Raw genomic sequence first — 25,344 nt, forward strand, 5'->3', positions numbered from 1 at the left:
TCTGCCTATCGGGGAACCTGCATGCCTGTTCACGTAATCGACAGCCTCGCCACCGTCACGCCTGCCCAATGGGATGCGCTGGTCCCTGGCAATCAGCCATTCCTGCGGCATGCGTTTCTCAGCTCGCTGGAGGACAGCGGCAGCCTCGGCCCACGATCAGGCTGGCGTGCCGAACATGTGCTGCACTACGAAAACGATCAGTTGGTGGCGGCGTTGCCGGCCTACCGAAAGTGGCATTCGTATGGCGAGTACGTGTTCGATCACGCCTGGGCAGACGCCTGCCGTCGCGCTGGCATCGCCTACTACCCCAAGCTGCTGGTCGCCGTGCCTTTCAGCCCGGTTGGCGGTTCGAGGATTCTGTCCGCGACGCCTCAGGGTGGCATCGAGTTGCTCGGCGAGCTGCCGGCGTACCTGCAACGTGAGGGGCTGTCGAGCGCGCACGTGAACTTTACCGATCCGGCGGCCGATGCCCTGCTTGAAACCCAACCGGGCTGGTTGCAACGGATTGGTTGCCAGTTTCATTGGCAGAATCGCGGCTACCGCGATTTCCAGGATTTTCTCGACGCATTGAGTTCGCGCAAGCGCAAACAGATGCGCAAGGAGCGTGAACAGGTGGCCGGGCAGGGCATCGAGTTCGAATGGCTCGAAGGCGCGCAGATGAGCGAAGTGCTGTGGGACTTCGTGTATGCGTGCTACTCCAATACCTACGAGGTGCGCGGGCAGGCGCCTTACCTGACGCGTGAGTTCTTCAGCCTGCTGGCCGAGCGCATGCCCGAATCGATCCGTGTGGTCATCGCGCTGCAGGGCTCACGGCCTGTGGCGATGGCTTTCAGCCTGATCGGTGACGACAGTTTCTATGGGCGTTACTGGGGCTGCCTGGCCGAGTTCGACCGGCTGCATTTCGAAACCTGTTTTTACCAGGGTATGGACTACGCCATCGCCCACGGCCTGCAACGCTTCGACGCCGGTGCGCAGGGCGAACACAAACTGATCCGCGGCTTCGAACCGCAGATCACCCGTTCGTGGCATTACCTGATGCACCCAGGCCTGAAAGACGCGGTCAGCGAGTTTCTGGAGCAGGAGCGCGTCGGCGTAATGGCCTATGCCGAGGATGCGCGCAGCGCGCTGCCGTATCGGCAGGCGGAGTAACCGGCCAGAAGATATTCAGCGACTGCACTGACCTCTTCGCGAGCAAGCTCGCTCCCACAAGTTCGGTGTACACCTGACCGACAGGTGAGCAGCTACCCAGAAGACATCCAGCGACTGCACGGGCCTCTTCGCGAGCAAGCTCACACAACTTCTGTGTACACCTGACCGACAGGTGAGCAGCTACCCAGAAGACATCCAACGACTGCACTGACTTCTTCGCGAGCAAGCTCGCTCCCACAAGTGCGGTGTACACCTGACCGACAGGTGAGCAGCTATCCAGAAGACATCTAGCGACGGCACGGGCCTCTTCGCGAGCAAGCTCGCTCCCACAAGTGCGGTGTACACCTGACCGGCAGGTGAGCAGCTATCCAGAAGACATCTAGCGACTGCACGGGCCTCTTCGCGAGCAAGCTCGCTCCCACAAGTTCGGTGTACACCCGACCGGCAGGTGAGTAGCTATCCAGAAGACATTCAGCGACTGCACTGACCTCTTCGCGAGCAAGCTCGCTCCCACAAGTGCGGTGTACACCTGACCGACAGGTGAGCAGCCATCCAGAAGACATCCAGCGACTGCACTGGCCTCTTCGCGAGCAAGCTCACACAACTTCTGTGTACACCTGACCGACAGGTGAGCAGCTACCCAGAAGACATCCAACGACTGCACTGACTTCTTCGCGAGCAAGCTCGCTCCCACAAGTGCGGTGTACACCTGACCGACAGGTGAGCAGCTATCCAGAAGACATCCAGCGACAGCACTGGCACCTTCGTGAGCAAGCTCACACAACTGCTGTGTACACCTGACCGACAGGCGGGGTAGCGGGGAGATCACTGCCCCTGAAGATTTTGTGGCTTGTGAAGATCTTGTGGGAGCGAGCTTGCTCGCGAAGAGGCCGGCAGCCTCGCCCTATCAATCCACGCCTACAAACCCACCGGTCTGATGCTGCCACAACCGTGCATACAGCCCGCCATGCGCCAGCAGTTCGCTGTGCGTGCCGGTTTCGGCGATCTGGCCTTTCTCCAGAACCACCAGGCGATCCATGCGTGCGATCGTCGACAGGCGGTGCGCGATGGCGATCACGGTCTTGCCCTGCATCAACGTCTCCAGGCTCTCCTGAATCGCCGCTTCGACTTCCGAGTCGAGTGCCGAGGTGGCTTCGTCCATGATCAGGATCGGCGCGTCCTTGAGCAGCACGCGAGTGATCGCGATACGCTGGCGTTGACCGCCCGACAGCTTGACGCCGCGCTCACCGACATGGGCGTCGAAGCCGGTGCGACCTTCGGAGTCCGAGAGCAGTGGGATGAACTCGTCGGCGCGCGCCTTGTGAATCGAATCCCAGAGCTGTTCATCAGTTGCGTGCGGATTGCCATACAGCAGGTTCTCGCGAATCGAGCGGTGCAGCAGCGAGGTGTCCTGGGTGATCATGCCGATCTGCGCCCGCAGGCTTTCCTGGGTGATTTCGGAAATATCCTGGCCGTCGATGAGGATCCTCCCGCCTTGCACGTCGTACATGCGTAGCAGCAGGTTGACCAGCGTCGACTTGCCCGCGCCGGAAGGTCCGATCAGGCCGATCTTCTCACCCGGTCTGATGTCCAGGTTGAGGTTGTGAATGATCCCGTTGCCATTGCCGTAATGGAAATCGACGCCGTCGAACCGGACGCCGCCGTTTTCGATCTTCAGCGGCAGGGCGCCGGGTTTGTCATTGACGGTGACGGGCTGCGAGATACTTTCCAGGCCATCCTGCACGGTGCCGATGTTCTCGAAGATGCCGTTGACCACCCACATGATCCAGCCGGACATGTTGACGATGCGGATGACCAGACCGGTGGCCAGTGCGATCGCACCCACCGAGATCATCGACTGGGTCCACAGCCAAAGGGCCAGACCGGTGGTCGCGACGATCAGTACGCCGTTCATGGTGGTGATGGTGGTGTCCATCGAGGTGACCACGCGGCCAGCCAGCTGACTTTTTTCGGTTTGATCGCGCATCGCTTCGCGAGCGTACTGCTGCTCGTGGTTGGTGTGGGCGAACAGCTTGAGCGTGGTGATGTTGGTGTAGCCGTCGACGATGCGGCCCATCAGTCTTGAGCGGGCATCGGACGAATCCACCGAGCGCTGCTTGACCCTCGGCACGAAATACATCAGCGAGAGGATGAACGCCGCGATCCAGGTACCCAGCGGGATCATCAGGCGCCAGTCGGCTTCGGCGAACAGCACCATTGCGCTGATCGCGTAGATCAGCACATGCCACAGCGCATCCACCGACTGCACGGCCGAGTCACGTAACGAGTTGCCGGTCTGCATGATGCGCTGAGCGATACGCCCGGCGAAGTCGTTCTGGAAGAAGTTGACGCTCTGCTTGAGCACGTAACTGTGGTTCTGCCAGCGAATCAGGTTGGTCATGCCGGGGCTGATCGTCTGGTGGACCAGCAGATCATGCAGGCCGACGAAAATCGGCCGCAGCAACAGGGCTACGACGACCATCCAGATCAGTTCGGAAGCGTGAATGCTGAAGAAATTCTCCGGCGGCGTGGTTTGCGCCAGGTCGATGATGCGGCTCAGGTAACTGAACAGCGACACTTCGATCAACGCACCGATCAGGCCGACCACCAGCAACGCAGTGAACGTCGGCCACACCTGACGCAGGTAGTAGAGGTAAAACGCGAAGACGGTATTGGGCGGGGCTGCGGTAGGAGCGTCTTTGAAGATATCGATCAGTTTTTCGAAACGACGATAAAGCATTGGCTATCACACCCACGCGACGTGGGTTCTCCTTGATAAGTGGAGGCTCTCCCGTCCGGACCGCACGAAGCCCAAGGCTTCATGCGGTGCAGGTTTCCCGATCAGTTGACGCGTTTGGCGGACTTGATCAGGATCGGGTCGATTGGCACGTTTTGCATGCCTTTCTGAGTAGTGGTGCGGGCGTTGACGATGTTGTCGACGACGTCCATACCCTTGACGACTTTACCGAACACCGCGTAACCGAAGTCGCGCGCGCCGTTGTCGAGCATGGCATTGTCATTGGTGTTGATGAAGAATTGACTGGTGGCCGAGTTCACGTCCGATGTACGCGCCATGGCAATGGTGCCACGCACGTTATGCAAACCGTTCTGGGCTTCGTTCTTGATCGGATCCTTGGTCTGCTTCTGAACCATCTGCGGGGTGAAGCCACCGCCCTGCACCATGAAGCCCGGAATCACCCGGTGAAAGATGGTGTTGGTGTAGAAGCCGCTGTCGACATAGCCCAGAAAGTTCTGGGTGCTGACCGGCGCCTTGGTGTCTGCGAGTTCGATTTCAATCTGGCCGAAGCTGGTGTCGAGTACCACGTGCGTGGCTTTATCCGGGGCAGCCATCAGGTTGGCGGCGAACAGCACGGAGCAGGCGGCGAGAGCGATTTTTTTCAGCATGTGGCAACACGTCCTTCATTGAGAGATATCGACTGTGACCGGCAAGGTAACCACGTTTGGCTTTTTTTGCCCAGCGTGTTGGCGGGTTTGCAGCACTTCAGGCGACCAGGCTGCACGTCCATGGACCGCACAGGATTTCAGACTGCGTTGCTGGCGATGAATTCCAGCCGCGTGCGATTGAAGTGCTGCATACAGCCCTGATTGTACGCAGAGTGCCATGTGGCTGCTCCGGTCAGGCGTTTTGCGGCGTGCCGAGTGCTGGTGTGAGCGGGGCCGTGTCGAAGGTGCGGATCAGGTCGATCAGAATCTGCGTGGCCGGGCCCAGCGGCCGGTCCTTGCTGGAGTAAAGATAGAAGGTCGGGTTGCGGCTGCCGCCCTTGTCCAGGCGCAGGGGCTTGAGCAAGCCTTCGCGCAGTTCGCGCTCGATCATGTGCCGCGGCAGCCAGGCGAAGCCCAGGCCGTTGCTGACGAAGGTCGCGGCGGTGCCCAGGCTGCCGACGGTCCAGCGCTGTTCCGCGCCCAGCCAGCCGAAGTCCCTGGGTTGCTGCCTGCCCGAATCACGGATGACCACCTGCAACTGGCTTTCCAGGTCTTGAAAGGTCAGCTCGCGATTGGCCTGATGCAGGGCGTGGTCAGGGTGCGCGACGGCGACGAACTCGACCGAGCTCATCTCGGTGCCCAGATGCCCGGCAATGCTGTAGCCGCTGATGGCCAGGTCCGCAACGCCTTCGAGCAAGACCTCTTCGACGCCGGAGAGCACCTCTTCACGCAGTCGCACCCGGCAGCCGCGGCTCTGTGGCATGAATGCGGTCAGCGCCTTGACCAAACGTGCCGAAGGGTACGCCGCGTCGATCACCAGACGCACTTCCGCTTCCCAGCCCTGCTCCATATGGTGCGCGAGGTCTTCCAGTTGACTGGCCTGCTTGACCAGTTGCCGCGAGCGGCGCAGCAGTACGCCACCGGCTTCGGTCAGCACCGCCTTGCGCCCGTCGATACGCAACAACGGCACGCCGAGTTGTTCCTGCATGCGCGCCACGGTGTAACTCACCGATGATTGCGAGCGATGCAACGCTTCGGCGGCCTGAGCAAAACCACCGTGATCGACCACGGCCTGCAATGTGCGCCACTGGTCGAGAGTCACGCGGGGCGCTTTCATGCTGTAATTCCTCTTTAAATACGGGCTTATTGTTCTACTCTGACAATCCCGACTCGGAGATTGCCGAATGAATCGACTGTGTTGTGCGCTGCTGGTCATGTTGCCGGTGACGGCCCTGGCGTACCCCATCGAGGTGGAAAAACAGTACCAGGACGTGAAGATCGATTATGTTGCCCACGACGTCTATCACGATACCGGGTCAATCACCGTCAACAACTACGGTGAAGTAGACGTCAAATGTTCGGTGGTGTTCATCAACGGGCCGGAGGCACCGCGCACCCGGCGTGTGCAGGTTGGCGCAGGCAAGAGTCTCGACGTCTCATCCCGATTCAATCGCAGCATCATAAAGCTGCGAATCAGGCTCAGCTGTCAGCCCGCCTGAGAGTAGAGCGCTCTTATGGATAAGACAAATTTATGGGTGGGGGCACAGAGGCTCCGCGTTTTTGCGCAACGCGTTGGTGTAGGACCGGGGTTGCGGGGGATGTCACTCACCCCGGTCGCTCTTGCAGATATTCTGAGGGTGCAGCCCCGTTTCCAGGGCTGTTTAAGCGTTATGTGCTTTGGGACGATCAGACAATGATGTCGGCGGCCTGCAGCGTCTGCACGCCCGTGAGCTGGATTTCGAAGTCCGCGCCGATATTGTCGTCGATGTTGCCGTACAGCACGCCATCGGCAAAACGCAGTTCGCCGTTGTTGTTGGCGCTGAACGCGGCATTGCCGATGAACACGAAGGCATCGTGGCCATCGGTCAGCGGGCGGGCATCGAAGCCGGAGAAGTCCAGCTTGTCGCCTTCGGCTGTCTTGAAGCCATTGATGATGTCGCGCAGTCCGCCCAGGCCCGTATCGCTGATGCCGTTGAACACGTAGTGGTCTGCACCGGTGCCGCCGATCAGCGTATCCGCGCCTGATCCGCCGATCAGCACGTCGTCGCCCGCGCCGCCGGACAAGGTGTCATTGCCAGCGCCTCCACTCAGAGTGTTGGCGTTCTTGTTGCCGGTCAAGGTGTCGGCAAACTGGCTGCCGATCAGGTTTTCAGTGCTCTTCAGTGTGTCCAGGCCCGAACCGCCGGTGGCTTGCTGAGCGCTGGTGTTCAGCGCAACGGTGACGCCGGCAGTGGCGAACAGATACGACACGGTGTCATTGCCGCCACGCCCGTCCATGACGTTGTCGCCAGCGCCCGCATAAATCAGGTTATCCAGGGCGTTGCCGGTGGCATTGGCGGCCCCGCTGCTGTTGATGACGATGTTTTCCAGATTGGCCCCCAGCGTGTAGCTGGCCAGCGAGCTGTACACCGTATCCACGCCGCCCACTTTTGCATCGGCATTGGTCTCGACCACCCGGTCGGCGGCATCGTCGACATAATAACTGTCCGACCCATCGCCGCCGGTCAGCATGTCGGCACCTGCAGCGCCGTCGAGGATGTTGTTGCTGGCATTGCCGATGATGACGTTTTTCACGGCGTTGCCGGTGCCATTGATGGCAGATACGCCGGTAAGCAGCAGGTTTTCCAGGTTTGCGCCCAGCGTCCAGCTGACAGACGACACCACGGTGTCCACCTGCGAGGGGGAGTCGTTGCTTTCGGTGACGGTATCGAAAGCGTTGTCGACCACGTAGATATCGTTGCCATCGCCGCCGCTCATGTCGTCCGCGCCCTGATCGCCGTCCAGCACGTCATTGCCGGAACTGCCGACCAGCGTGTCGTCGTCACTGGTGCCGAAGATATGGCCACCTTCGTTTTGGCCACTCTCGAAAATGGCCGCCGGGTCGTTGTTGTCAGCTGCGTTGCCATGAAAGCCCAGGTCATCGGCGATGAAATCGGCCAGACGCTGGCCGACGATCTCGGCGGACTCTTCATGCAAGTGCCAGACGTCATCGGGGTAAACCAGCGGGTTGACCTCGTAACGCAGGGGCAGGTCGGTGTAGTCAACCGCCAGCTTGACGTCGGCGCGCTCAGTGGCAATGGCTTCCTGGACGCTTCTGACGTACCCGGTGCCCTCGACGATGGCGTTGATCTTTTCTTCGGTGTAACCGCGCGCCTTGGCGGCGTCGGTCTGGTAGTGCCCGGTTTCGGCGATGTACACGGTGAAATCACCGATCTGCGCGTGCAAGTAGTCGAACACTTTCAGGGTCGAGGCCTTGTACAGGTCGGCCGCCGCCTGCTTGTCAGTGGCGCGGGCGATTTCCTGAGCGGCTTCTTCGCCCTGACCCCAGATGATCCCGGTGGTCACTTTGTCGATGGCGGTCAGCGACGCCAGTTGCGACTTGAGCAACTCGGTGGCGCGCAACAGCGCAGGGCCCGGCTCATCGGTGTCGACCAGCCACCAGGAAACACGCTGTTCATCCTGAGTGCCGGTCGAGTAGCCGACCACGGTGCTGCCGCCCACGGCGAGGTCGATGCCATCACCGTTGGCGTCGGTGAACTGGCTGCGCACGTCGTAATCGGTGTAGCGAGTCAGGTCCTTGACCATTTCCGAGGTGCCGGACTGGTTATCGTCTTCAGTCATGCGCAGCAGGCGCGCATTGGACTGGCCCAGCGTCGGCAGGTAGAGAATCTCCTGCGACTCACGCTGGCCGAAGACGAAGTCCGCGTCGGTCAGGGTGTCGATCAGGTTGCCGCTCAGGGCGATTTCGAAGCGATTGCCGTCGGCATCCGCCGTGGCGGACTTGATGTAGGTCTTGTCGCCCGTCTCGTTGAGGGTCATGTACAGCGTGTGATCTTCGCCGTTGCCCAGCCCCAGAAAGCCCAGCGCGGAGACGTCTATCTTGTCCTGACCGGGGGTGAAGTCATAGATCGTGTCGGTGGCCGTCAGCCCGCCAGCGTCGTAATCGCGGTAGCTGTCGGTCAGTGCGCTGTAGACGAACGTGTCGGCATCGGCGCCACCGTACAGGGCATCGCGTCCTGCGCCACCGTTGATGATGTCGGCACCGGTATCGCCGCGCAGCGTGTCGTCACCGCCCAGGCCCAGAATCGTGTCGTTGCCTTCGGTGCCGTACAGCGCCTCGGCGTTCTCGGTGCCGGTGAGGATCCCCGGTGTCACGTTGCCCACATTGATGGCAAAACTGTCGGCCACCGAAGCACCGGTCGCGTCGCTCGCGGTCAGCAATACCGAGTAAAGCCCCGATGCCGTGCCGCCCGGTGTGCCGCTGAAGGTCAGGGTCTTGCTGTCGAACTTCAACCAGTCGGGCAGGGCGCTGTTATCGGCCAGGGTCGCGCTGTAGGTCAGCGTGTTGCTGTCCGGGTCGCTGAAGCTGCCGGGCTGCACGGCGTAGGAGAACGCCTTCAGCTCGGTGATGTTCTGGTCCATCAGCGGCGTATTGAGCACTGGCGCCTGATTGGCGGCGGCTGCGGTGGAGAAGATGAAGTTGGACGCACTGAGTTTGTCGGCCAGGTTGCCTTGCAAGGCGATCTCGAAGCGATTGCCTGTGCTGTCGACCGCATCGGTCTTGATGTAGGTCTTGCTGCCGTCGGCATTGACGGACAGGTAAATGGTGTTGGCGCTGCCATCGCCCAGGCCGCGCAGGCCGATGCTGGACAGGTCGATGCGGTCTTCGGCCGGGTTGAAGTCGGTGATCGTATCGCTTTGCTTGGTGCCGCTGGCGGTGTAATTGCGATAGCTGTCCAGGCGCGAGTTGTAGATGAACAGGTCCGCGCCTGCGCCACCGGTCAGGGTGTCGGCATCGGCTCCGCCAGTGATCGTGTCGGCGCCCGCGCCGCCATCGATACGGTCCGTACCGGCATTGCCGTTGAGCACGTCATTGCCGTCGGTGCCGGTGAGGGTATCGCCGCCCGCCGTGCCTTCCACGACATGCTGGAAGATGAAGTGGCTGGCATTGAGCGTGTCTTTCAGGTTGCCGCTCAAGCCCAGCTCGAAGCGGTTGCCGCTGGCATCGGCGTCGAGTGATTTGACGTAGGTGCGGTCCAGTGTGGCGTTGTAGCTGATGTTCAGCGTACCGCCCTTGCCGCTGCCCAGCCCGGTGAAGCCCAGGTTGGTCAGGTCGATGCGGTCCTGGCTGATGTCGAAGTCGGTGACCAGGTCGGTGGAACTGGTGGTCGCCGTGCGGTAGCTGTCGGTCAACTGATCGAAGCGAAAGGTGTCGGCCCCCGCGCCGCCGGTGAGCTTGTCGGCCCCGGCACCGCCGACCAGGATGTCGTCACCCGACCCGCCGTTCAGGGTGTCCTTGCCCGCCAGGCCGAAGATCTGCTCGTGGGCTGCGCCACCGGTGATGACATCGTTGCCCTCGGTGCCATTGACGGTCACCAGCGGGAACGCATCACCTGCAAAGCTGCCATCGCCGTACACCAGGGTCAGCCCCTTGCTGGTGTGGCTGATGGTGTTGCCGACGATGCTGTTGCGGTCGGTGCCGTCTTCGTTGCGCTCGGCGACGCCGTACGTGGAGTTGTCACTGCCGGTGATCGTGTTGCCACGGATCAGGTTGTCGCTGCCGCTGAAGAACTTGCCGGACACGCCTGTGGTGTCGTCGTAGGACTGAATGATGATTTCCGGAACCGCTGAACCCTGCGCGTTGTTGCTCAGAGTGTTGTCGAAGATATCCACCCCGGAACTGCCATAAATGCGCACGCCGGCGTTGCCATTGTCGTGGATGTCCACGCCGCTGACCGAAACCTGGCTGGACAGCTTGATCAGCACGCCTTCTGCCGCGTTGCCATACACCGCGCCGCCGGTGATGGTGATGTTGGCGGGCGAGGGGATGTTCTCGCTGCCGCGCTGCACCACGATGCCGGTGCTGCCATTGCCATAGGCAACGTTGTTGCTCAGGGTGAAGTCGTGGGTGCTGGTGACCACGTTGAAGCCGTGGCGATCGTTGTCGTACGCAACGTTGTTTTCAAACACGCTGTCGCTCAGGTAATCGGCCACGAAGCCGTCCAGGCCGTTGCCATGCGACACGCTGTTCTTGATCACCATGTTGACGGTCTGCTCGTGCGGGTCGAAGCCGTAGCCCGAGCAATCCTTGATCTCGACGCTGTCGAGGGTGACGTTCGAATCCTTGCCGTCAGAGCCTGGAATGTAACCATTGAACCAGCCGTCCACCTTGCCGGTGGTGGCGTCCCGGTTACCGTCCAGCGTCAGGTTCTTCATGCCGAAGTCGTGGGTTTCTTCGCCGTAGGCCGAGCGCACGATGCCGGTCACCTTGGTGTCCGAGCCATCCGCGAGCTTGATGACCGTCTCGCCCATGCCTGCGCCCGACAGGGTGACATTGCTCTTGAGCATCAGGCAGCCATCCGAAGGCTCCTCGCCACCGGACACGACGTAGGTCCCGGCCCCCATCACCACTTCACCGCCGCCTGCAGCAGCGGCTGCGTCGATCGCGGCCTGAATGGCTGCCGTGTCGTCAGTGACGCCGTCGCCCAGTGCTCCGAAGTCTTTTGTGTTGAATATCATGGTGTTACTCCAGGCGACGACGAATGTGGATGAAATGAGTCAATATTGCAGCGTCGAGATGATAAGACCTTTTTCTGTGGAAAAGTTGCCGATATAGGCTATATTTTCGTCGAAACCGACGACATGTACGTCAATAATGCGACTGTCATATTTGTGACGGGTAACGCGGAGCGCGGCGACGGGTTGGCGTCAAAAAGCGGCGGCCTCTGAGTGGACAGTAAGTGACGCAACCGCTATGGTCGCGCCCTTCAAAAATGGGGGCGGGCATGGGTTATCTACTTTTCGTCACACTGATTCAGGCGTTTTCGTTCAGCCTGATCGGTGTCTATCTGGCCGGGCACGTCGACAGCTATTTCGCGGTGCTGGTCCGCGTGGTGCTGGCGGGTCTGGTATTCATTCCGCTGACCCGCTGGCGTCAGGTCGAACCGCGCTTCATGCGCAGCATGCTGCTGATCGGCGCGCTGCAATTCGGCGTGACCTATGTCTGCCTGTACCTGAGCTTCAGGGTGCTGACGGTGCCGGAAGTGCTGCTGTTCACCATCCTCACGCCGCTGCACGTGACGTTGATCGAAGATGCGCTTAACCGGCGCTTCAACCCTTGGGCATTGCTGGCGGCAGTAGTCGCGGTGCTGGGCGCCGGGGTGATTCGTTACGATGGCCTGGACGGCGACTTCCTTGGCGGCTTTCTGCTCCTGCAACTGGCCAACTTCACCTACGCCGCCGGGCAGGTGCTGTACAAGCATCTGGTGGCGCGCTACCCGAGCGATCTGCCGCATTACCGACGCTTCGGCTACTTCTACCTCGGCGCACTGGCCGTGGTCCTACCGGCGTTCCTGATGTTCGGTAACCCGCAACACCTGCCCGAAGCGCCGACCCAATGGATCGTGCTGCTATTTCTTGGTCTGTGTTCGACGGCGCTGGGCATGTATTGGTGGAATAAAGGCGCGTGCATGGTCAACGGCGGCACACTGGCGGTGATGAATAACCTGCATGTGCCGCTGGGGCTGTTGATTAATCTGCTGATCTGGAACCAGCATGAGGACTTCACCCGCCTGCTGATCGGCGGCGGGGTGATCGTGGCGTCGGTGTGGATCAGTCGCCTGGGCGTGCGACGCGTGCCGGAGAGCGTTTCCGGCACACGTTGAGTCAGACGTGCTGGCCGCCGTTGACGTGAATCTCCGCACCGTTCACGTAGGACGCGCCAGCCGTACACAAGAAGTAGATCAGCGAGGCGACTTCCTCGGGCTTGCCCAGCCGGTGCATCGGCACCAGCCGCTCGACAATCTCGGCGGTGCCGGGTGACAGAATCGACGTATCGATTTCACCCGGCGCAATGGCATTGACCCGTATCCCGTGCGGACCGAAATCGAAGGCCATTTCCCGCGTCAGCGCCGACAGTGCCGCCTTGGACGTGGCGTAGGCGACCCCCGCAAACGGGTGGACCTTCGAGCCGGCGATTGAGGTGACATTGATGATGCTGCCCTTGGCTGCCTTCAACTCGTCAAACAAGCCCCGACCCAGCAGCGCGGTGGAGAACAGATTGACGTTGAACACCTTGATCCAGGTGCTGTAATCCGACTCCAGCACACCCATGCGCCCGCCGTCCTCGGTCTTCGGTGAAACGCCGGCATTGTTGACAAGCGCATCGAGCCGCCCGCCGAGCTTGTCCTTGATCGCCGCCATGCTCTCGCTGACGCTGTCGATATTTTCCAGGTCCAGGTGAATGTGGTTGAGCAGACCTTCAGCCCAGGGGCAGTCAGCGACCCAGTTCTGCCGCGATGCGGTAAACACCTCCCAGCCAGCGGCATTGAAATGCTTGACCGTGGCATGACCGATACCCCGGCTTGCGCCAGTCAGCAAAAGCTTTTTCTTGTCGCTCATGAGTGCGTTCCGGTTTTTAGGGTGGATGCATCATGTTTTTTGGTGGGTGGGGTGTCAACGGGGTTCAGGCAGTACCGGTCAGGCGGCAGTGCGCATTGTGTTGATGCGCTTCAACACCCTGCGCCATAACGGCCGCTTTGGCCGGGGCGCTGCCTCGGCCACCACATTCGGCATGTCGCGCAAGCGAACCCAGGTTTCGCTGCGCCAGTGCAGCACGCTCAGCGATGTGCCGGGCCATTGCAGCTGGCTCATTCTGGGGTTATCCAGCGTGACGTTCTGTTGATCATGCAAGGTCGTCAGCACCTCATGCGTCAGCCACTGACGCAGCGCGCGGTTCTCGGGCACGTAGTGATGAACCAGCAGCGCTAGCACGCCGGACTCGCTGATCATCAACTGCCGCTGGCACTCGCCATGAGCTTCCAGCCAGACCTCGCGACGCTGATCCGCATCGAGCTTGAGCGTGGCACGCTCATCCAGCGCCCTGCCCATCAGACGGGCAAGGTCGGCGAGGCAGAACCAGGCTTGAGATTCGGTAAAAATGGCGCGAAGGGTGCGGCTGTGGCGGAGGAAGAGGATGGCTTCGAAATGGGGTGTATGGGTGTTTCTGAGAACGATATTTTGCATGGGTGACGCTCTTTTTGGTTATCGAGAGCCGCCACGGATTGTCGCCAAACATTGGGTGGCAGCTGTGTGCAGGTTGGCGAACCGGGCAAAAAGACAAACCCCGGCAGACCCGAAGATCTCCCGCGCACAGCCGCCATAGCGCGACATGCAGGCCGACAGGATCTGCTGTTTCGCGATGGAGCGTATTTTTGTCTTTTCTTTGGGTCGCCAAACCCAGCTGCTGATTTTGCAGCGAGCGGCGGGGAGGTTAGCGTGGTGGGAACGGGGTGGCAAGGGTGTGGGCGTCGGTTTGCAGCGTAGGAAATGGCGTTTTTTGGATGGGTAAGATGCGTGCGGTTTTAGGGTGTGGTCAGATGGTGTGTTGTTGGTTGATGTTTATCATCGGGAAGGTATCCATGCATATGGAGTAGATGAGGTCAGTAAACCCTCGATCACCCTCGACAAACCCACACAGGAGGCGACATGTTCGACAAAGGCATCTGGCTGAACCAACCCCGGCACTGCAGCGTGAAGGACGAGCGTCTGACAGTCACCACAGACCCGCAAACCGATTTCTGGCAGCAGACGCACTACGGCTTTTGCCGCGATACCGGTCATTTTCTGGGAGTTTCGGTGACCGGTGATTTCACCGCGCAAGTGCATGTGCAGGGTGATTTCAAGAAGCTTTACGATCAGGCGGGCTTGATGGTCCGCATTGATGAGCGCAACTGGGTCAAAACCGGCGTTGAAGTCAGTGACGGAGCCCTGATGCTGGGCAGCGTTTTAACCTGCGGACAATCCGATTGGGCCACGGGTGTATTTGATGATTCGTCATCCGGCCTCTGGCTGCGAGTCACCGTCGCCAAGGGCGTGCTGCGCATTCAGCACTCCAGCGACGGCCTGCGCTGGCCGCTGCTGCGCCTGGCACCATTTCCCGTGAGTGAGTCTTATGCCGTAGGCCCAATGTGCTGCAGCCCGGAGCGGGGAGGGCTGGAGGTGGTGTTCTCTCATTTCGAAGTCATGCCTGCACTGGGCAAGGATTTGCATGATCTGACGTGAGTGGCTCTTCAGCGAGCCATTGCAGGCTCGCTGAAGAGCGACAGAGTTATTTCGTGTTACTGAACGACAGTGAACTTGCAGTTTTCAGCTGATGTTTTTTCACACACGTTATAGACAAGACCAAAAGGCCCATCTTCTTTCTTCCAGGCATTGCCTGCAGTTTTTATAGTGAAATCCTTATTGTTTTTAGCGATGAAACGCATGTCCAGCGCCTCGCGCCCACCGATGTTGTAGGTGCAGTGTTGCAACATTTGAGGTGCGTCTGCACCCTCTTGAATAGCAATGGCCAGGTCAAAGGACTGCACAGGCATTTTCTTTGTCACAACGCCTTGCAGCACGCCGGTCCACTCGCCGTCATTGCCGCTCGCCCGGTAAACACCGGGCGAGACCTGTTCGATTTTCGAGACAGCAGGGCAGTTTTCCGCCGCTTGAGAGGTCATGGACAGTCCCAGCAGGGAAGTAGCCATTGCGGCGCTGATCAGTAATTTTTTCATGATATTCCTTAAATTGTTTTAATTCTTGATGTGTATATAAGCGTATATGTAAGATTTTTACGCAGTTAGGCCGAGCGAGCTTGTTTCCCAAGTCTGCTAGTTAGTTGCATATAGCTATCTAGTGTGCAGCAAGAATTGTGTTGCTTGTTATCTCGTTGTTAAGCGAGGTGCGTGCTTCAGTAATAACTTGATCGTATCCAATGTGGATGGGTTTATCGTAGGGGTTAGTCTGTCTATTGTCTGCGCCTTCAGGCCTTAATTGTGTGTAGGAAATGGCGTTGGCTTGTGTGGGGGTAGTGGGTTGGCTGATTGCTCCTGAAACCCTGTCCATATAGGCATGGCAAGGGCAGCGCGCGGGATGACGCCTCGAAAGGCCAAGCCGGGGGCTTCACCAAGGCTTGGTTCGTGAAAGCCACTCCCCACAGGCGTACGCACCAATAATGCCTTTGCGGTATCTGCATATGGGAACCAAATTCTTTGGCTGGCGGGATGGCGGTCATGGTCCATTAGATCTAACGCCGAAGCGCTCAGAAATTCTGATCATTCTTGAGGCACCATTCACGTATGTGCGCCTCGACCAAGCCAGCGCCATAACTGCATTTCTGCTAACCATAGGTTATCCGGCGTACCCAGTATTCTAGGACTTCTCTTTCGATATTCAGGGCCATGGGAACAGATTGATTCTTATGGGTAGTAGTAGCGACTGGGTTAGGAAGGTCTGAGCTTCGAACTCTCTTTTGTTCGGGCCTGCTGTTAATGACTGCTTTGGTTCGATCGACTGCCGCTGGTCAAGCAAGCGGCGTCAGTCGATTCAAAGCGGCCGATTGTCAAGGTCGGCTAACAGCCGAAAGCAGGCTATTGCATGTGCGTGACGTCGACTCGTTTTAGACAGCTGACCTAGATTCAATAATTACTGGGGACCTCAGGCTGTTACGCTTATTGGTTGGGTCACAGCCGCAAAGAGCCTCGTTCGCGTTAATGATAGCTCCTAGCATTTCTTTTCTGTAAATTAGGTTTTTTCTTGCCAGGCGACAATTATGCTCCCCGCAGACTCCTACCGCGAAGCTCTCAACTCACATCGGCATTACGACACTATGGCAAACATGGCCCTGTCTCTCATGGTCGCCACCATGGCGGGTACTCCGGTCTTGTATGGAGCGATATCAAAGATCTTGGGAGCTGAGCTTGTTTTTTTACTGGGCGTGGTCATCATTCACTTTACTATTCAAACGTATAAACGTTTTGATAGCTACGCCGCTATTGCGTTGAATGTAGCAGCTGCTATCGAGAGCGACGACCAGCGATTCCGCTCTCCTGCTCTTGGCTTCGCCACTGTATTCAAAGACATCCAGCGTTTTCCCACTTTAGCTCCCAATGGTGTTTCGCGCACCTATCGACGGATCCGTTCAGTTGGATACGGAGCCTCTGCATTGTTCCTGCTGGGAGCCTTACTAATTTTTGTTAAGGTTTTTTCCTAGGGCAGTCTAATCATCGGCTTAGTAGCCCCTGTTTTAGGCTCAGGATGGAAAAGCAATGTCTTAAGCAGGTATCGACCCAAAAAGCCCAAAGCCCGCAGTTACGCGAGCTCCAGGGCATTCCTTGCTATACCTGCCATGGATATCAATCAAAGGCGGCAAGGTTTAAGACAACTCTTTTTCGAAGGAGTGATCAGCCCTGCTCAAGGCCCTACACGCACACCTTTTTCCTGCGCTTCCTTTACAAGCCGCTCACGGTCTTCAGGAAGCAGCATCCGCGCTTCAACCAGCGAGTCTGCAGCTTTACTCACTGCAGACACGTAAGCCTCCTTCGTGGGGTAGCGTTCCTCGAGAGAAAGGCGAGGATCTCCGGCCACGATTCGCTCTTTCTTCGTCGCGGCAAACGGGAGGAAGCTGCCTTGGAAGTTGCAAAAGCCGCCATCAAAAAACTCGGGCCGGAAGGTGTTCCAACCCGTGTAAGTCCCGATGGGGGCACCCAGATACACATCCCGAACGCCACCCACATCAATTCCGTCTGCATCCACTTGAGGCACCAAGAGGCCGTAACTACCAACCCCCGATTTCGGCGGCTCGTTTGTGAGAATGCCAGAGCTGTCTTCGGGACGAAAACCAGGTCCAAAATCAAGAACTTGCAGGCTATTGACTGCACCGGTGTAGCGGAGCTCGGGGCGCGAAACGCCACCATAATTGGTCGTGGGGATGAGCGGGAAACTGACCCTGTCCGCCGACACGAGGGTGCCGTCCGCCACTGAAGGCTTTATCGAAGCGGGCGGTGTTGTCTCATCACGAACCCAGCCGACGAGATTGATGAACGCTGCGCGCATGGCCCAGGTGTGTGGATTTGGATTTGATTGAACCTGGCAAAGCCCAAAGGGTGGGTTAGCCGGGAGTGGCAAAGACGGCGGTGCGTGCTGCGTACTTGCCATAATAAAAGTGCGGACGTTTTCCGGTTCAGGTGCATCGCGCAAGCCGAGTGGATCGGTAAGGCCAAGCGACTGGCGTCCCTCCCAAAGTTCAAGGGCCGTTGCCATGTGGAATATCAGAGGGCAAGTATTGTTATCGTTGCAGCGATCCAGCAAACCCTGCGAGCGCCCGGTAACAGGATCGGTTTCCCGGCCATAGGTAAACGGAAAATCGTAAGCAGGAGAATCATGATCGACCTGCTGGCCCCACGCCCGACCAGGTTGAGCAAATCGGATATTGAGCGGCATCAGGCCACCACCGATATGCGGCATCGCACCGTCATAGACCCGATGACCTTCCTCGCTGCGGTTGAAACCCAGCGCGATCATGCTGCGGATGAATCGCCCGGCTTGTGATGAGCCAGTGATAATCGACTTGACCTTAGGCCCATGCACTACAGGGTTGGGCACACCAGTATCGTCATGCTCAGCCTGCTGGAAAAACGCACCAACATCCCGTGCGATAGCAAAACCAATACCCATTACCGCCGGCTCCTTGGCCTGGTAAATCAGCTCGTAAAGCTTACCGGGCTGAAAACCCGCGGGTAGGCATATCTGGGTTTCGCTCGGCGTATTGCAATCGCCAAACTTCCAGTCATTCACTGGAATTTCCTGTCGGGGCGCATTTGCCCGCGAACGCACTGTCAACGTCGGACGAAAGCCATCCGCGAGCACTTTGGTATTGTCGGTTTCAACCGATTTATAGCTGGTATGAGGCGGCGTGGAGGTGAACCAACCTGCGGACAGGTTAAGGCTGACGGTCGGTGAGAGCATGGTCAACTCACTGCGCACCACACCTGTTACCGGCGACCCATCAGTATTTATGGCCGTCGGCAATTGCACCATCATACGGTTGTCACCCGGGGCAACGTCCCCCTGCCAGGCAAACGCGATCAGCGTCGTACCCTGGCGCTGTAGAAAACCGTCCCCAGCGACTTCGAAGTTGTTGAACGCTGCTGGACTACCCTGCATATCAGCGTTGAACAATAACATCGCGCGCTTAGAGCCTCGATTTGGCACGTCGAATAGAAGAATGTCATTCGATTTGGCCACGTCAGCGGGACGCAGGATTGCAACATCAGTCGTGTATTCAACCATCCCGCGCCCGTTACGGGGTGCAAGTTCGATGTCTTGAATAATCTTGTTTCCAGAAACTCCTGGGTCTAACTCACCATGAGCGCGCGCAAAGACGCGTTCGTAACTCCCTGTATTCCCTAAGCTTTCGCCTCCGAAAGCGGGTTCGGTCCGCAGGATCTCCAATTGTGTGATACGGGCTTGGGCGGGTGCTGCAACGATCATCATGGAGCTTGCCAACGCTGCAGCATGAAATAGGCGCTTCATCCTTACCCCCAATTTGTCATTTTTTTATGGATGGCTTTTGATGCTCTGATGACGATGATTTGTACAGACCATAGGGCGTCAAGCATAGCCCGCAGCTAGCTCGGTTATCATGAATTCGTAAGCGTTCCGAGAGCATACCTTGCCAATTTCAGTATTCAGGTGGGCAGTGGCTAGGTGAGGATGTAGCCATGGCGTATTTCAGGATTGCGCGCTGGACGAACAGTCCAAACACGAATCATTGAGCATCAGTTGCTATCGGATCGAAGCGGACTGTGTGCGTTCATACATTTAAAGGTCCTGGTGTCAGAGGCGATGAAGCCCCGTTAGGTTCCGCCAATACAACGTCTCTTCGAACTGGAAAGTGATCAGGAACAGAGAAGAACACATCTCAGCTATAGATTCGGCTATTTTGTTCAGATCTTCCATGGCCGAATGGCCTTCCGGTTCAGGGCCTTTGATTCTGATGTTACAACGCATCGCGACGCGGAAGTCGATACCTTTTGTATCCTCAGCGTAAATCGTAGAGTCAGTAGTTACGCCATTGGTGGTCAATGTTAGCCCCGAAATGAAGACGGCTTCCAAACCGCCGTCTAGCGTGTTGACTTCCAACGCACCTGCATTTTTCAAGGCTTGTTCAAATGCAGGAGCTGTGAGCACGTTATCAGCTTCTAGATACAGATCGAGACTCATTCGAACCTTTCCTCTTGCAGGAGCCCTAGTATCAAAGGGTATTTTCAGCGCATGCGTTGTGGCATGGTATTGATCAACGGTTTGAGCCTCAGCTATTGGCCCAGAGTGTGTAAAAACGCTCTCCTTGGCGGAGCTTTACAAGGATATCGCGTATTGTCGGTTGCTAGGACTAGATCGATTCCAAAAGGATGAAAATGACGTTGACTGTCGAGAGGTTGGCCAGGATAGCAATGGCCAATCCATTAAACGCGGAAATCATCTCACGCTTACCTTCACTCGGTTTGAATCAATGCATGCTCACTGCTGGCTGCCTGTTCCAAGCCGTCTGGAATCATCAGTCTCACCTGCCGTCAGCTTGGGGGGTGAAGGATTACGACGTTTTTTACTTCGACAATGATCTGTCTTGGGAGGCAGAGAATGAGGTCATCGACTCTGTTCAGCGGCTCTTCCAAGACCTCGAAGTTAACATTGAGATCAAAAATCAGGCTCGCGTTCATCTGTGGTACAGCCAGCGGTTTGGCGGGGATTATCCCCAGCTTCAGTCGGCTAAAGACGGGATTGATCGCTACCTAATTGCCGGTACCTGCATTGGTTTGGATGTTGAAACTAGTGAAATCTACGCTCCCAATGGCTTGGCCGACACCGAGCAAGGGCTACTTCGTATCAATCCAAAGAATCCCAAGCCAGATCTGTTCTATCAGAAGGCGAAAAGTTATCAAGCTCGCTGGCCCTGGCTCAGGATCTTAGATCCCCAAAGCTAAAATGGGGACGCGCGGAGTATGCCGATGAGGGCATTTATGGGGGATGAGAGCCGAGTGCTGTCCCTGCGGGCTGCAAACGGCACCGGTTTGTGAAGCACATCCGCGAACCGCTTTGCCATTCTGGCTTCCAAGCTTTAATAGCGATGTATTTGACAGAAAATAATTTCTTGGGTTTACGTACAGAGCCTTGAGATCACGGGTTGAGTTGAATTTTTAATAAAATAAAGCTCATGTTGCTTGCTCTGGTGTTGCCGCCGCTATTCACGTACCTACTGCGTCAACCTGATCTGGACAGCCACCAGGACGCGGGGAGACTTCAGAAGCCGCCAGTGGCGGGCGGGGGGCGACCATGGAAAAGAATGGGGTGCGTTCATATAAAGTGTTAATCGGTACCCACTTCACTATCATGTCCGCAGCAGCCCTGTGGTGATCGGCGATGTACAGTCACCGCCCTTCAGCACACCATCCACGCTTTGCTAGCTCATCGGTTACGTCGATGATGCCAAGGTCACCAAAGTAGCCTGTCGTGTCATGATAATGGATGCCTGCCAGCGACACCTTGGCCCCACCTGATTCCCGATCAAAATAGGAAAGGAAATGCCATCCACCGGTGGTGCCTCCAGGATGAGGGAAGTTGATGGCGGCTTTTCCAGTTATGTAGTGCTGGAGCGAGACACGTTTGAGATCAAAGTCGAACAGAGGGTGGCTCATGTCAACTGCCTTGTGCGAGTCGTGGCTCTGATGCCGTCCTTAGGCAAAGCGGGTTGATCAGCTGTGACCATTGGGTTCGCTACTAGACTGAAGATATCGGATTCGTTACGCATTACTGGATCAGAGCCTAATAGATGTGGCATATAGCTGCTATCGAGGACGGCGCTGGCCTAGCTGGTGCTCAATTACTTTGCAGATGCCCAAGCCTGAAGGCATGGATGTCTAGGACAAGGATCGCCAATGTCTCAGGGATGGTTAGCCAGTATCAGACTGAAATGCGCCGCTTTTTCGGTCGCGGCTAAAGAGGGGATTCGCATCTTCCGCTCGTTATGCTCAGCGCCTTCCTCATCGGGTACGTTTGAACCGCTCACACCAGTCCTGATCGATAGCGATCATTTTGACCGCTATGAGCGAGAACTGCTTGGCGCCCTCGGCAAGGATGAGGTTTTAAATATCGCACTCACCGGTGGCTATGGGGCAGGCAAGAGCAGTGTCCTCAAAACCTTCTTTGAGAGACATCCAGAGTTTCAAACGGCTTATGTTTCACTCGCTACTTTCAGCAAAGATGCCCCACCGCCTTCGACCGGCTCAGGTACTGAGCCACCTGAGACCTCAGCGAGAAACTCCCAGTCAGTACAGGATACTGGCGAAGGTAGTACATCAAGCGATTTGATCGCAAGGATTGAGGAAACCATAGTCCAGCAGCTCCTTTACGCCGTGCCAGCTGCGCGCTTACCCAAAACCAGGCTCAAGCGAATTGTCCAGACATCGGGTCGCAGCATCGCAAGGCGCACGATTGTTTTGGGGGTGATCTTCATTGCAACCATGCGGCTCTATGTTCCTACGTTGAAGGAAATGCCTACGCTAGATCCGGCTTGGTTGCTGACGAGCCTTTTAACGATTCCGGGTTGGCTGTCAGTCTTGGTAGCAGGGCTAGGTGGATTTTATCTCCTCTACGCGAGCCTCAAATTTCTGTCTATGTTCAGTATCGACGGCTTGACGCTGAAGGGAGGAAAGCTTGAGGCTGTGAATCACGGATCCGTACTCCACAAGAACGTGGATGAAATTATCTACTGTTTTGAGCGAAGCGATGTTCGTGTCGTGGTGATTGAGGATCTAGATCGTTTCGGAACTCAGGGAATATTTTTCCGTTTACGTGAGATTAACTTCACCATCCGTAATTCACCCCAAATAACTCGACCTGTTCACTTTATTTACGCTATTCGTGACGAACTGTTTACCGTCACCGACAAGACTAAATTTTTTGATCTAATTATCCCAGTTATTCCTGTGGTCAACTCTGAGAACTCAAGGGAGAAACTTAACGAGCTGATGAAAATACGGGTGGTTGATGGCAAGGCTCTGGGTGCTGATCTTGACCCAGTCTTAGTGGAGACTGTTTGCTATTACATAGACGAGATGCGGCTAATCAAGAACATCGTCAATGAGTACGATATTTTTGCGAGCCTGCTTTCCCATGGTGGCCTCAACCTGGATCAGAACAAGTTGTTCGCCATAGTGGTGCTCAGGAACCTCTACCCGGAAGAATTTGCAGAGCTAGTTAAGCGGAGAGGAAAGGTGTACAACTTGCTCACCGGGTTGTCTTCTTGGGCTGACCAACCATCGCAGGCACTCGCTGAGCTCGAACGATTAATCAAAGAAAAGTCTCAGCGTGAGGAACACGGTGAAGAGCGCATAATCGATCTTAGGTTAAGTGTCTGGTTCGAAGTGCTGAGGGCAAGTGGAATAGATAGTGCGAATTACGTTCTAGTCGACGGTAACCAGCGAGTCTCTCTCAACGAATTTCTACAGGACGAAGTCTTCACTCGAGTCTGTGAGGCCGAGCAACTCAAGGGTATGCTCTTTTCACAGTGGGCCAACCATAACCCAATTGGACATGTTGTTCGTCCAGATGATGCACTTGAAAGAGCGTCCTATCGTACGCGTCTCGCGTGGATTCATCACTCCCTGAAGTCGCTAGAGGGGGCCATTGGGGCGGCAGAAAGGAAACTGACTGAGATCAAGACTATTTCCTTCCGTGAAGCAGCCCGTGGCGAATATGGAATGATCATAGAACAGCGTCTGGTAGGAATGGAGATGGTCGTTTACCTGATGCGTGCCGGATACCTCGACACTGATTACACAGACTATCTTGGATTTTTCTACGAAGGTTCGCTGACACGCGGCGATCAGAATTTGATCCTTGCGCTCAGGCGCCGTACTAGCCTCGACGTCGCCTCGCCAGTCCGGAATCCTGAGCGAGTGGCCGGCAAACTGGAGCATGATGCTCTCGGGGATGGTAAAGGCATTATTGTTGACTTGATTGTGGAACTCTCACTCTCGGCGCCACTGACTGATTTGTCGGACGCAAGAACCCAGAAGCTGGACATCATCCTGCAGAGCGGCCATCAGAATACGAGCCGGTTGGCTGAGGCTGTATCTATCATCCTTGCAGGGGATGCTTGGTTACCGCTCGTTCGCGCTGTGTATGCATTGGCCCCCGACCTCTTCACCGTGATCCTGAGTTCTGAGCGATTTACGGAAGCTGACGCGCGACAGACCTTGATATGCGGGATGATGGACAGCTTGTCTCAACAACAGCTGGAGGTCTTCGCTCATCGGAAGCCTCTCCTTAACACAATCGCCAGTCTCATAGACATCGATCACCTGATCGCAGGTATGGAGTCGAGTATCAATGGCTGGGCGTGGCTTCGCCGTGAGCCTGTCCACTTCAACAATCTCGCCGCAGATGTCGGTTCAAGTATACTGGGGCAATTGATTGGCTGGGGCTGCTTGCAACTGAGTCTCCCGATGATGGCATTGATCCTGAAGACGTTTACGGGCGAGGGGGGAGATGTCTCTTACAAGCGCCTTCGAGCGTTAAGTCTCGCAGGACTTGATTCATTGATTGAGACTGCTCCTGAAGACTTCATCTTCGAGTTGATGAAGCAACCGAGTAAGCTTCAGGAAAACACTGAATCGCTTAGGTACATTCTTGGGCTAGTACAGGATGATCAAGAGGTGCAGGAGGATTTGTTCCGGCACACCGAAGGGCTGATTGATGACCTGGAAGGCTTTACGGCTAACATCTGGGAGAAGGTGCTTGAACTAGACCGGGTGACCTCAGTGGCGCAAGCGGCTTGGAGTTATTATATAGGCATGATAGTAAGGCCGACGGAGACGCCATCTCAATCTATTGACAAGGAAGAGCAGGATCGCATCCGAGATATCTTCACAGCGTTTCTTGCTAGGAACGCCCGAGAAGCTCAGCGGCTTTGGGATGATGTGAGAGACGAGGCGGATGACCTGAAAGCCTATTTGCTGGCTTCGGAGCTTGACGATGACTCGCTGGATGAAATTTTCGGGAGTACCACTGTAGGCCCCGAGTCTCTCGCAGGGCTGAACATATCGGCTGATCGATGGGGATTTCTGGCCCAGGCTCATTTCGTGCCCTTCGATGGTCAGGTTCTGGAGGAAATTAGCAACAATGCCCCAACCGCAGAGGCGGCGTATCTGATCAGGTGCTGGGCTGATGCTCGTGACTATGTCGACCTGCGGAAGTTTGATCCGAAGGCTGTCGGTTTAATCAGCGACGCGCGCAGCGTCCCTATTGGTGATATTGCCGAGATGTGGGAGGGTTTGGTTGCGCGAGAAGAAGCCAGCCACGCGGCTGTAGTCGGGAAACTTGCATTGGTGTGCGCCAGGGCTAATGCCGAGAATTTCATCATGCCCCGTAATTGCAGAAACATCATTGCATCGCGGGCGTGTGATGCCAATCTTCCGCAACGTGAAAAGCAGGAGCTACTGCATCAGGCTCTAAAACTGCATATCGATTGGGCTACAACCTCGTCGATACTGGTTTCGCTCTCCGGCGGATACGCTGAGTTGTTAGGGGATAAACGAACTGTGCGGTTACCGAATTTGGAACTCGATGTTCGCCTTTCTCAGGCGCTCAATGAGCGTGGATTTGTAGGCAAGATCAAGCCGGAAAAAGACCATATAATGGTCTATACAAAGCGAGTTGGCAGGCTCTAGGTAGGGAGCTTTCACCTGCCCAGAATTGATAGGTCACCAAGCCGCAATGGGGCGCACTTCACAGCAGGAAATAACCTCAGCTTTGTTACTGTCCAGCTAGCTGGGAGACTAGGTCATAGGATTTCGATCTTCTCTGGCTGGAGCCATCCAGCCTCAATAACTCGCTGTTTCGCCGTCGCGGGCTGGGTGGTGTAAATCA

16 protein-coding genes and 1 pseudogene are annotated in these 25,344 nt (G+C 56.9%); 7 read left to right on the top strand and 10 right to left on the bottom strand.

Annotated features, from left to right (window positions below; translation table 11 throughout):
* Positions 1-21 precede the first annotated feature (21 nt).
* Positions 22-1,149, top strand: a complete 1,128-nt coding sequence (locus JOE34_RS12760) for a GNAT family N-acetyltransferase (RefSeq protein WP_016568774.1) — start codon at positions 22-24, stop codon at positions 1,147-1,149.
* A 907-nt stretch (positions 1,150-2,056) separates the two neighbouring features.
* On the opposite strand, the gene JOE34_RS12765 is transcribed toward JOE34_RS12760, so the two are convergent.
* The 3 genes from JOE34_RS12765 to JOE34_RS12775 form a co-directional block, all read right to left on the bottom strand.
* Positions 2,057-3,889, bottom strand: a complete 1,833-nt coding sequence (locus JOE34_RS12765) for an ABC transporter ATP-binding protein (protein WP_016568773.1) — start codon at positions 3,887-3,889, stop codon at positions 2,057-2,059.
* Positions 3,890-3,990: 101 nt separating this feature from the next.
* Entirely contained in the window at positions 3,991-4,554 is a 564-nt protein-coding gene (locus tag JOE34_RS12770; RefSeq protein ID WP_003314459.1) for a peptidylprolyl isomerase, read from the bottom strand.
* Between the two features lie 232 nt (positions 4,555-4,786).
* Positions 4,787-5,710, bottom strand: coding sequence for a LysR family transcriptional regulator (locus JOE34_RS12775; RefSeq protein WP_003425560.1), 924 nt, complete (start codon positions 5,708-5,710; stop codon positions 4,787-4,789).
* Between the two features lie 67 nt (positions 5,711-5,777).
* Between JOE34_RS12775 and JOE34_RS12780 the strand changes: the two genes are divergently transcribed.
* Positions 5,778-6,092 (top strand): hypothetical protein, encoded by a 315-nt coding sequence (locus tag JOE34_RS12780; protein ID WP_003425559.1) that lies wholly within the window; start codon positions 5,778-5,780, stop codon positions 6,090-6,092.
* 187 nt (positions 6,093-6,279) lie between these two features.
* Here JOE34_RS12780 and JOE34_RS26130 read toward each other — a convergent pair whose 3' ends face one another.
* On the bottom strand, positions 6,280-11,112 hold the full coding sequence (locus JOE34_RS26130; protein ID WP_024664896.1) for a glycosyl hydrolase family 28-related protein: 4,833 nt from the start codon (positions 11,110-11,112) through the stop codon (positions 6,280-6,282).
* A gap of 266 nt (positions 11,113-11,378) precedes the next feature.
* Here JOE34_RS26130 and JOE34_RS12790 point away from each other — a divergent pair, with 266 nt between their 5' ends.
* Positions 11,379-12,257, top strand: coding sequence for a carboxylate/amino acid/amine transporter (locus JOE34_RS12790; RefSeq protein WP_003418418.1), 879 nt, complete (start codon positions 11,379-11,381; stop codon positions 12,255-12,257).
* Between the two features lies 1 nt (position 12,258).
* On the opposite strand, the gene JOE34_RS12795 is transcribed toward JOE34_RS12790, so the two are convergent.
* Together JOE34_RS12795 and JOE34_RS12800 are read right to left on the bottom strand one after the other, a co-directional pair.
* Positions 12,259-12,993, bottom strand: coding sequence for an SDR family oxidoreductase (locus JOE34_RS12795; protein ID WP_003314465.1), 735 nt, complete (start codon positions 12,991-12,993; stop codon positions 12,259-12,261).
* A gap of 78 nt (positions 12,994-13,071) precedes the next feature.
* Complete coding sequence (locus JOE34_RS12800; protein ID WP_024664895.1) at positions 13,072-13,617, bottom strand: Bro-N domain-containing protein; 546 nt, start codon at positions 13,615-13,617, stop codon at positions 13,072-13,074.
* A gap of 462 nt (positions 13,618-14,079) precedes the next feature.
* Between JOE34_RS12800 and JOE34_RS12805 the strand changes: the two genes are divergently transcribed.
* Positions 14,080-14,655, top strand: coding sequence for a DUF1349 domain-containing protein (locus JOE34_RS12805; protein ID WP_010421419.1), 576 nt, complete (start codon positions 14,080-14,082; stop codon positions 14,653-14,655).
* A gap of 56 nt (positions 14,656-14,711) precedes the next feature.
* Here JOE34_RS12805 and JOE34_RS12810 read toward each other — a convergent pair whose 3' ends face one another.
* Positions 14,712-15,149, bottom strand: coding sequence for a DUF3757 domain-containing protein (locus JOE34_RS12810; RefSeq protein ID WP_003425545.1), 438 nt, complete (start codon positions 15,147-15,149; stop codon positions 14,712-14,714).
* Between the two features lie 1,037 nt (positions 15,150-16,186).
* Here JOE34_RS12810 and JOE34_RS12815 point away from each other — a divergent pair.
* Positions 16,187-16,627, top strand: a complete 441-nt coding sequence (locus JOE34_RS12815; protein ID WP_024664894.1) for a hypothetical protein — start codon at positions 16,187-16,189, stop codon at positions 16,625-16,627.
* 200 nt (positions 16,628-16,827) lie between these two features.
* On the opposite strand, the gene JOE34_RS12820 is transcribed toward JOE34_RS12815, so the two are convergent.
* Positions 16,828-18,948: an alpha/beta hydrolase domain-containing protein gene (locus JOE34_RS12820; RefSeq protein WP_209995871.1), complete on the bottom strand. Its 2,121-nt coding sequence runs from the start codon at positions 18,946-18,948 to the stop codon at positions 16,828-16,830.
* A 303-nt stretch (positions 18,949-19,251) separates the two neighbouring features.
* The gene (locus JOE34_RS12825) at positions 19,252-19,638 is read right to left on the bottom strand and encodes a hypothetical protein (RefSeq protein ID WP_024664892.1); all 387 of its coding nucleotides are present in this window, start codon (positions 19,636-19,638) and stop codon (positions 19,252-19,254) included.
* A 230-nt stretch (positions 19,639-19,868) separates the two neighbouring features.
* Here JOE34_RS12825 and JOE34_RS12830 point away from each other — a divergent pair, with 230 nt between their 5' ends.
* Positions 19,869-20,399, top strand: coding sequence for a nucleotidyltransferase family protein (locus tag JOE34_RS12830; protein ID WP_235202838.1), 531 nt, complete (start codon positions 19,869-19,871; stop codon positions 20,397-20,399).
* 447 nt (positions 20,400-20,846) lie between these two features.
* Here JOE34_RS12830 and JOE34_RS12835 read toward each other — a convergent pair.
* Positions 20,847-21,110, bottom strand: a pseudogene (locus tag JOE34_RS12835) (hypothetical protein); the annotation flags it as partial.
* A 240-nt stretch (positions 21,111-21,350) separates the two neighbouring features.
* On the opposite strand from JOE34_RS12835, the gene JOE34_RS12840 reads away from it, so the two are divergent.
* Positions 21,351-25,145, top strand: a complete 3,795-nt coding sequence (locus JOE34_RS12840; RefSeq protein WP_024664889.1) for a hypothetical protein — start codon at positions 21,351-21,353, stop codon at positions 25,143-25,145.
* Positions 25,146-25,344: the final 199 nt, after the last annotated feature.

Origin of the sequence: Pseudomonas sp. PvP028 (assembly GCF_017832255.1) — a bacterium.
GTDB classification, from domain to species: Bacteria; Pseudomonadota; Gammaproteobacteria; order Pseudomonadales; family Pseudomonadaceae; genus Aquipseudomonas; species Aquipseudomonas syringae.

Bases quoted from the DNA above. Each gene is read 5' to 3' on its own strand.
- JOE34_RS12830 (WP_235202838.1), top strand. From the start codon at position 19,869: ATGGCCAATCCATTAAACGCGGAAATCATCTCACGCTTACCTTCACTC.
- JOE34_RS12795 (WP_003314465.1), bottom strand. From the start codon at position 12,993: ATGAGCGACAAGAAAAAGCTTTTGCTGACTGGCGCAAGCCGGGGTATC.
- JOE34_RS12780 (WP_003425559.1), top strand. From the start codon at position 5,778: ATGAATCGACTGTGTTGTGCGCTGCTGGTCATGTTGCCGGTGACGGCC.
- JOE34_RS12800 (WP_024664895.1), bottom strand. From the start codon at position 13,617: ATGCAAAATATCGTTCTCAGAAACACCCATACACCCCATTTCGAAGCC.
- JOE34_RS12790 (WP_003418418.1), top strand. From the start codon at position 11,379: ATGGGTTATCTACTTTTCGTCACACTGATTCAGGCGTTTTCGTTCAGC.
- JOE34_RS26130 (WP_024664896.1), bottom strand. From the start codon at position 11,112: ATGATATTCAACACAAAAGACTTCGGAGCACTGGGCGACGGCGTCACT.
- JOE34_RS12760 (WP_016568774.1), top strand. From the start codon at position 22: ATGCCTGTTCACGTAATCGACAGCCTCGCCACCGTCACGCCTGCCCAA.
- JOE34_RS12765 (WP_016568773.1), bottom strand. From the start codon at position 3,889: ATGCTTTATCGTCGTTTCGAAAAACTGATCGATATCTTCAAAGACGCT.
- JOE34_RS12840 (WP_024664889.1), top strand. From the start codon at position 21,351: ATGTCTCAGGGATGGTTAGCCAGTATCAGACTGAAATGCGCCGCTTTT.
- JOE34_RS12820 (WP_209995871.1), bottom strand. From the start codon at position 18,948: ATGAAGCGCCTATTTCATGCTGCAGCGTTGGCAAGCTCCATGATGATC.
- JOE34_RS12815 (WP_024664894.1), top strand. From the start codon at position 16,187: ATGCTCCCCGCAGACTCCTACCGCGAAGCTCTCAACTCACATCGGCAT.
- JOE34_RS12810 (WP_003425545.1), bottom strand. From the start codon at position 15,149: ATGAAAAAATTACTGATCAGCGCCGCAATGGCTACTTCCCTGCTGGGA.
- JOE34_RS12770 (WP_003314459.1), bottom strand. From the start codon at position 4,554: ATGCTGAAAAAAATCGCTCTCGCCGCCTGCTCCGTGCTGTTCGCCGCC.
- JOE34_RS12775 (WP_003425560.1), bottom strand. From the start codon at position 5,710: ATGAAAGCGCCCCGCGTGACTCTCGACCAGTGGCGCACATTGCAGGCC.
- JOE34_RS12805 (WP_010421419.1), top strand. From the start codon at position 14,080: ATGTTCGACAAAGGCATCTGGCTGAACCAACCCCGGCACTGCAGCGTG.
- JOE34_RS12825 (WP_024664892.1), bottom strand. From the start codon at position 19,638: ATGAGTCTCGATCTGTATCTAGAAGCTGATAACGTGCTCACAGCTCCT.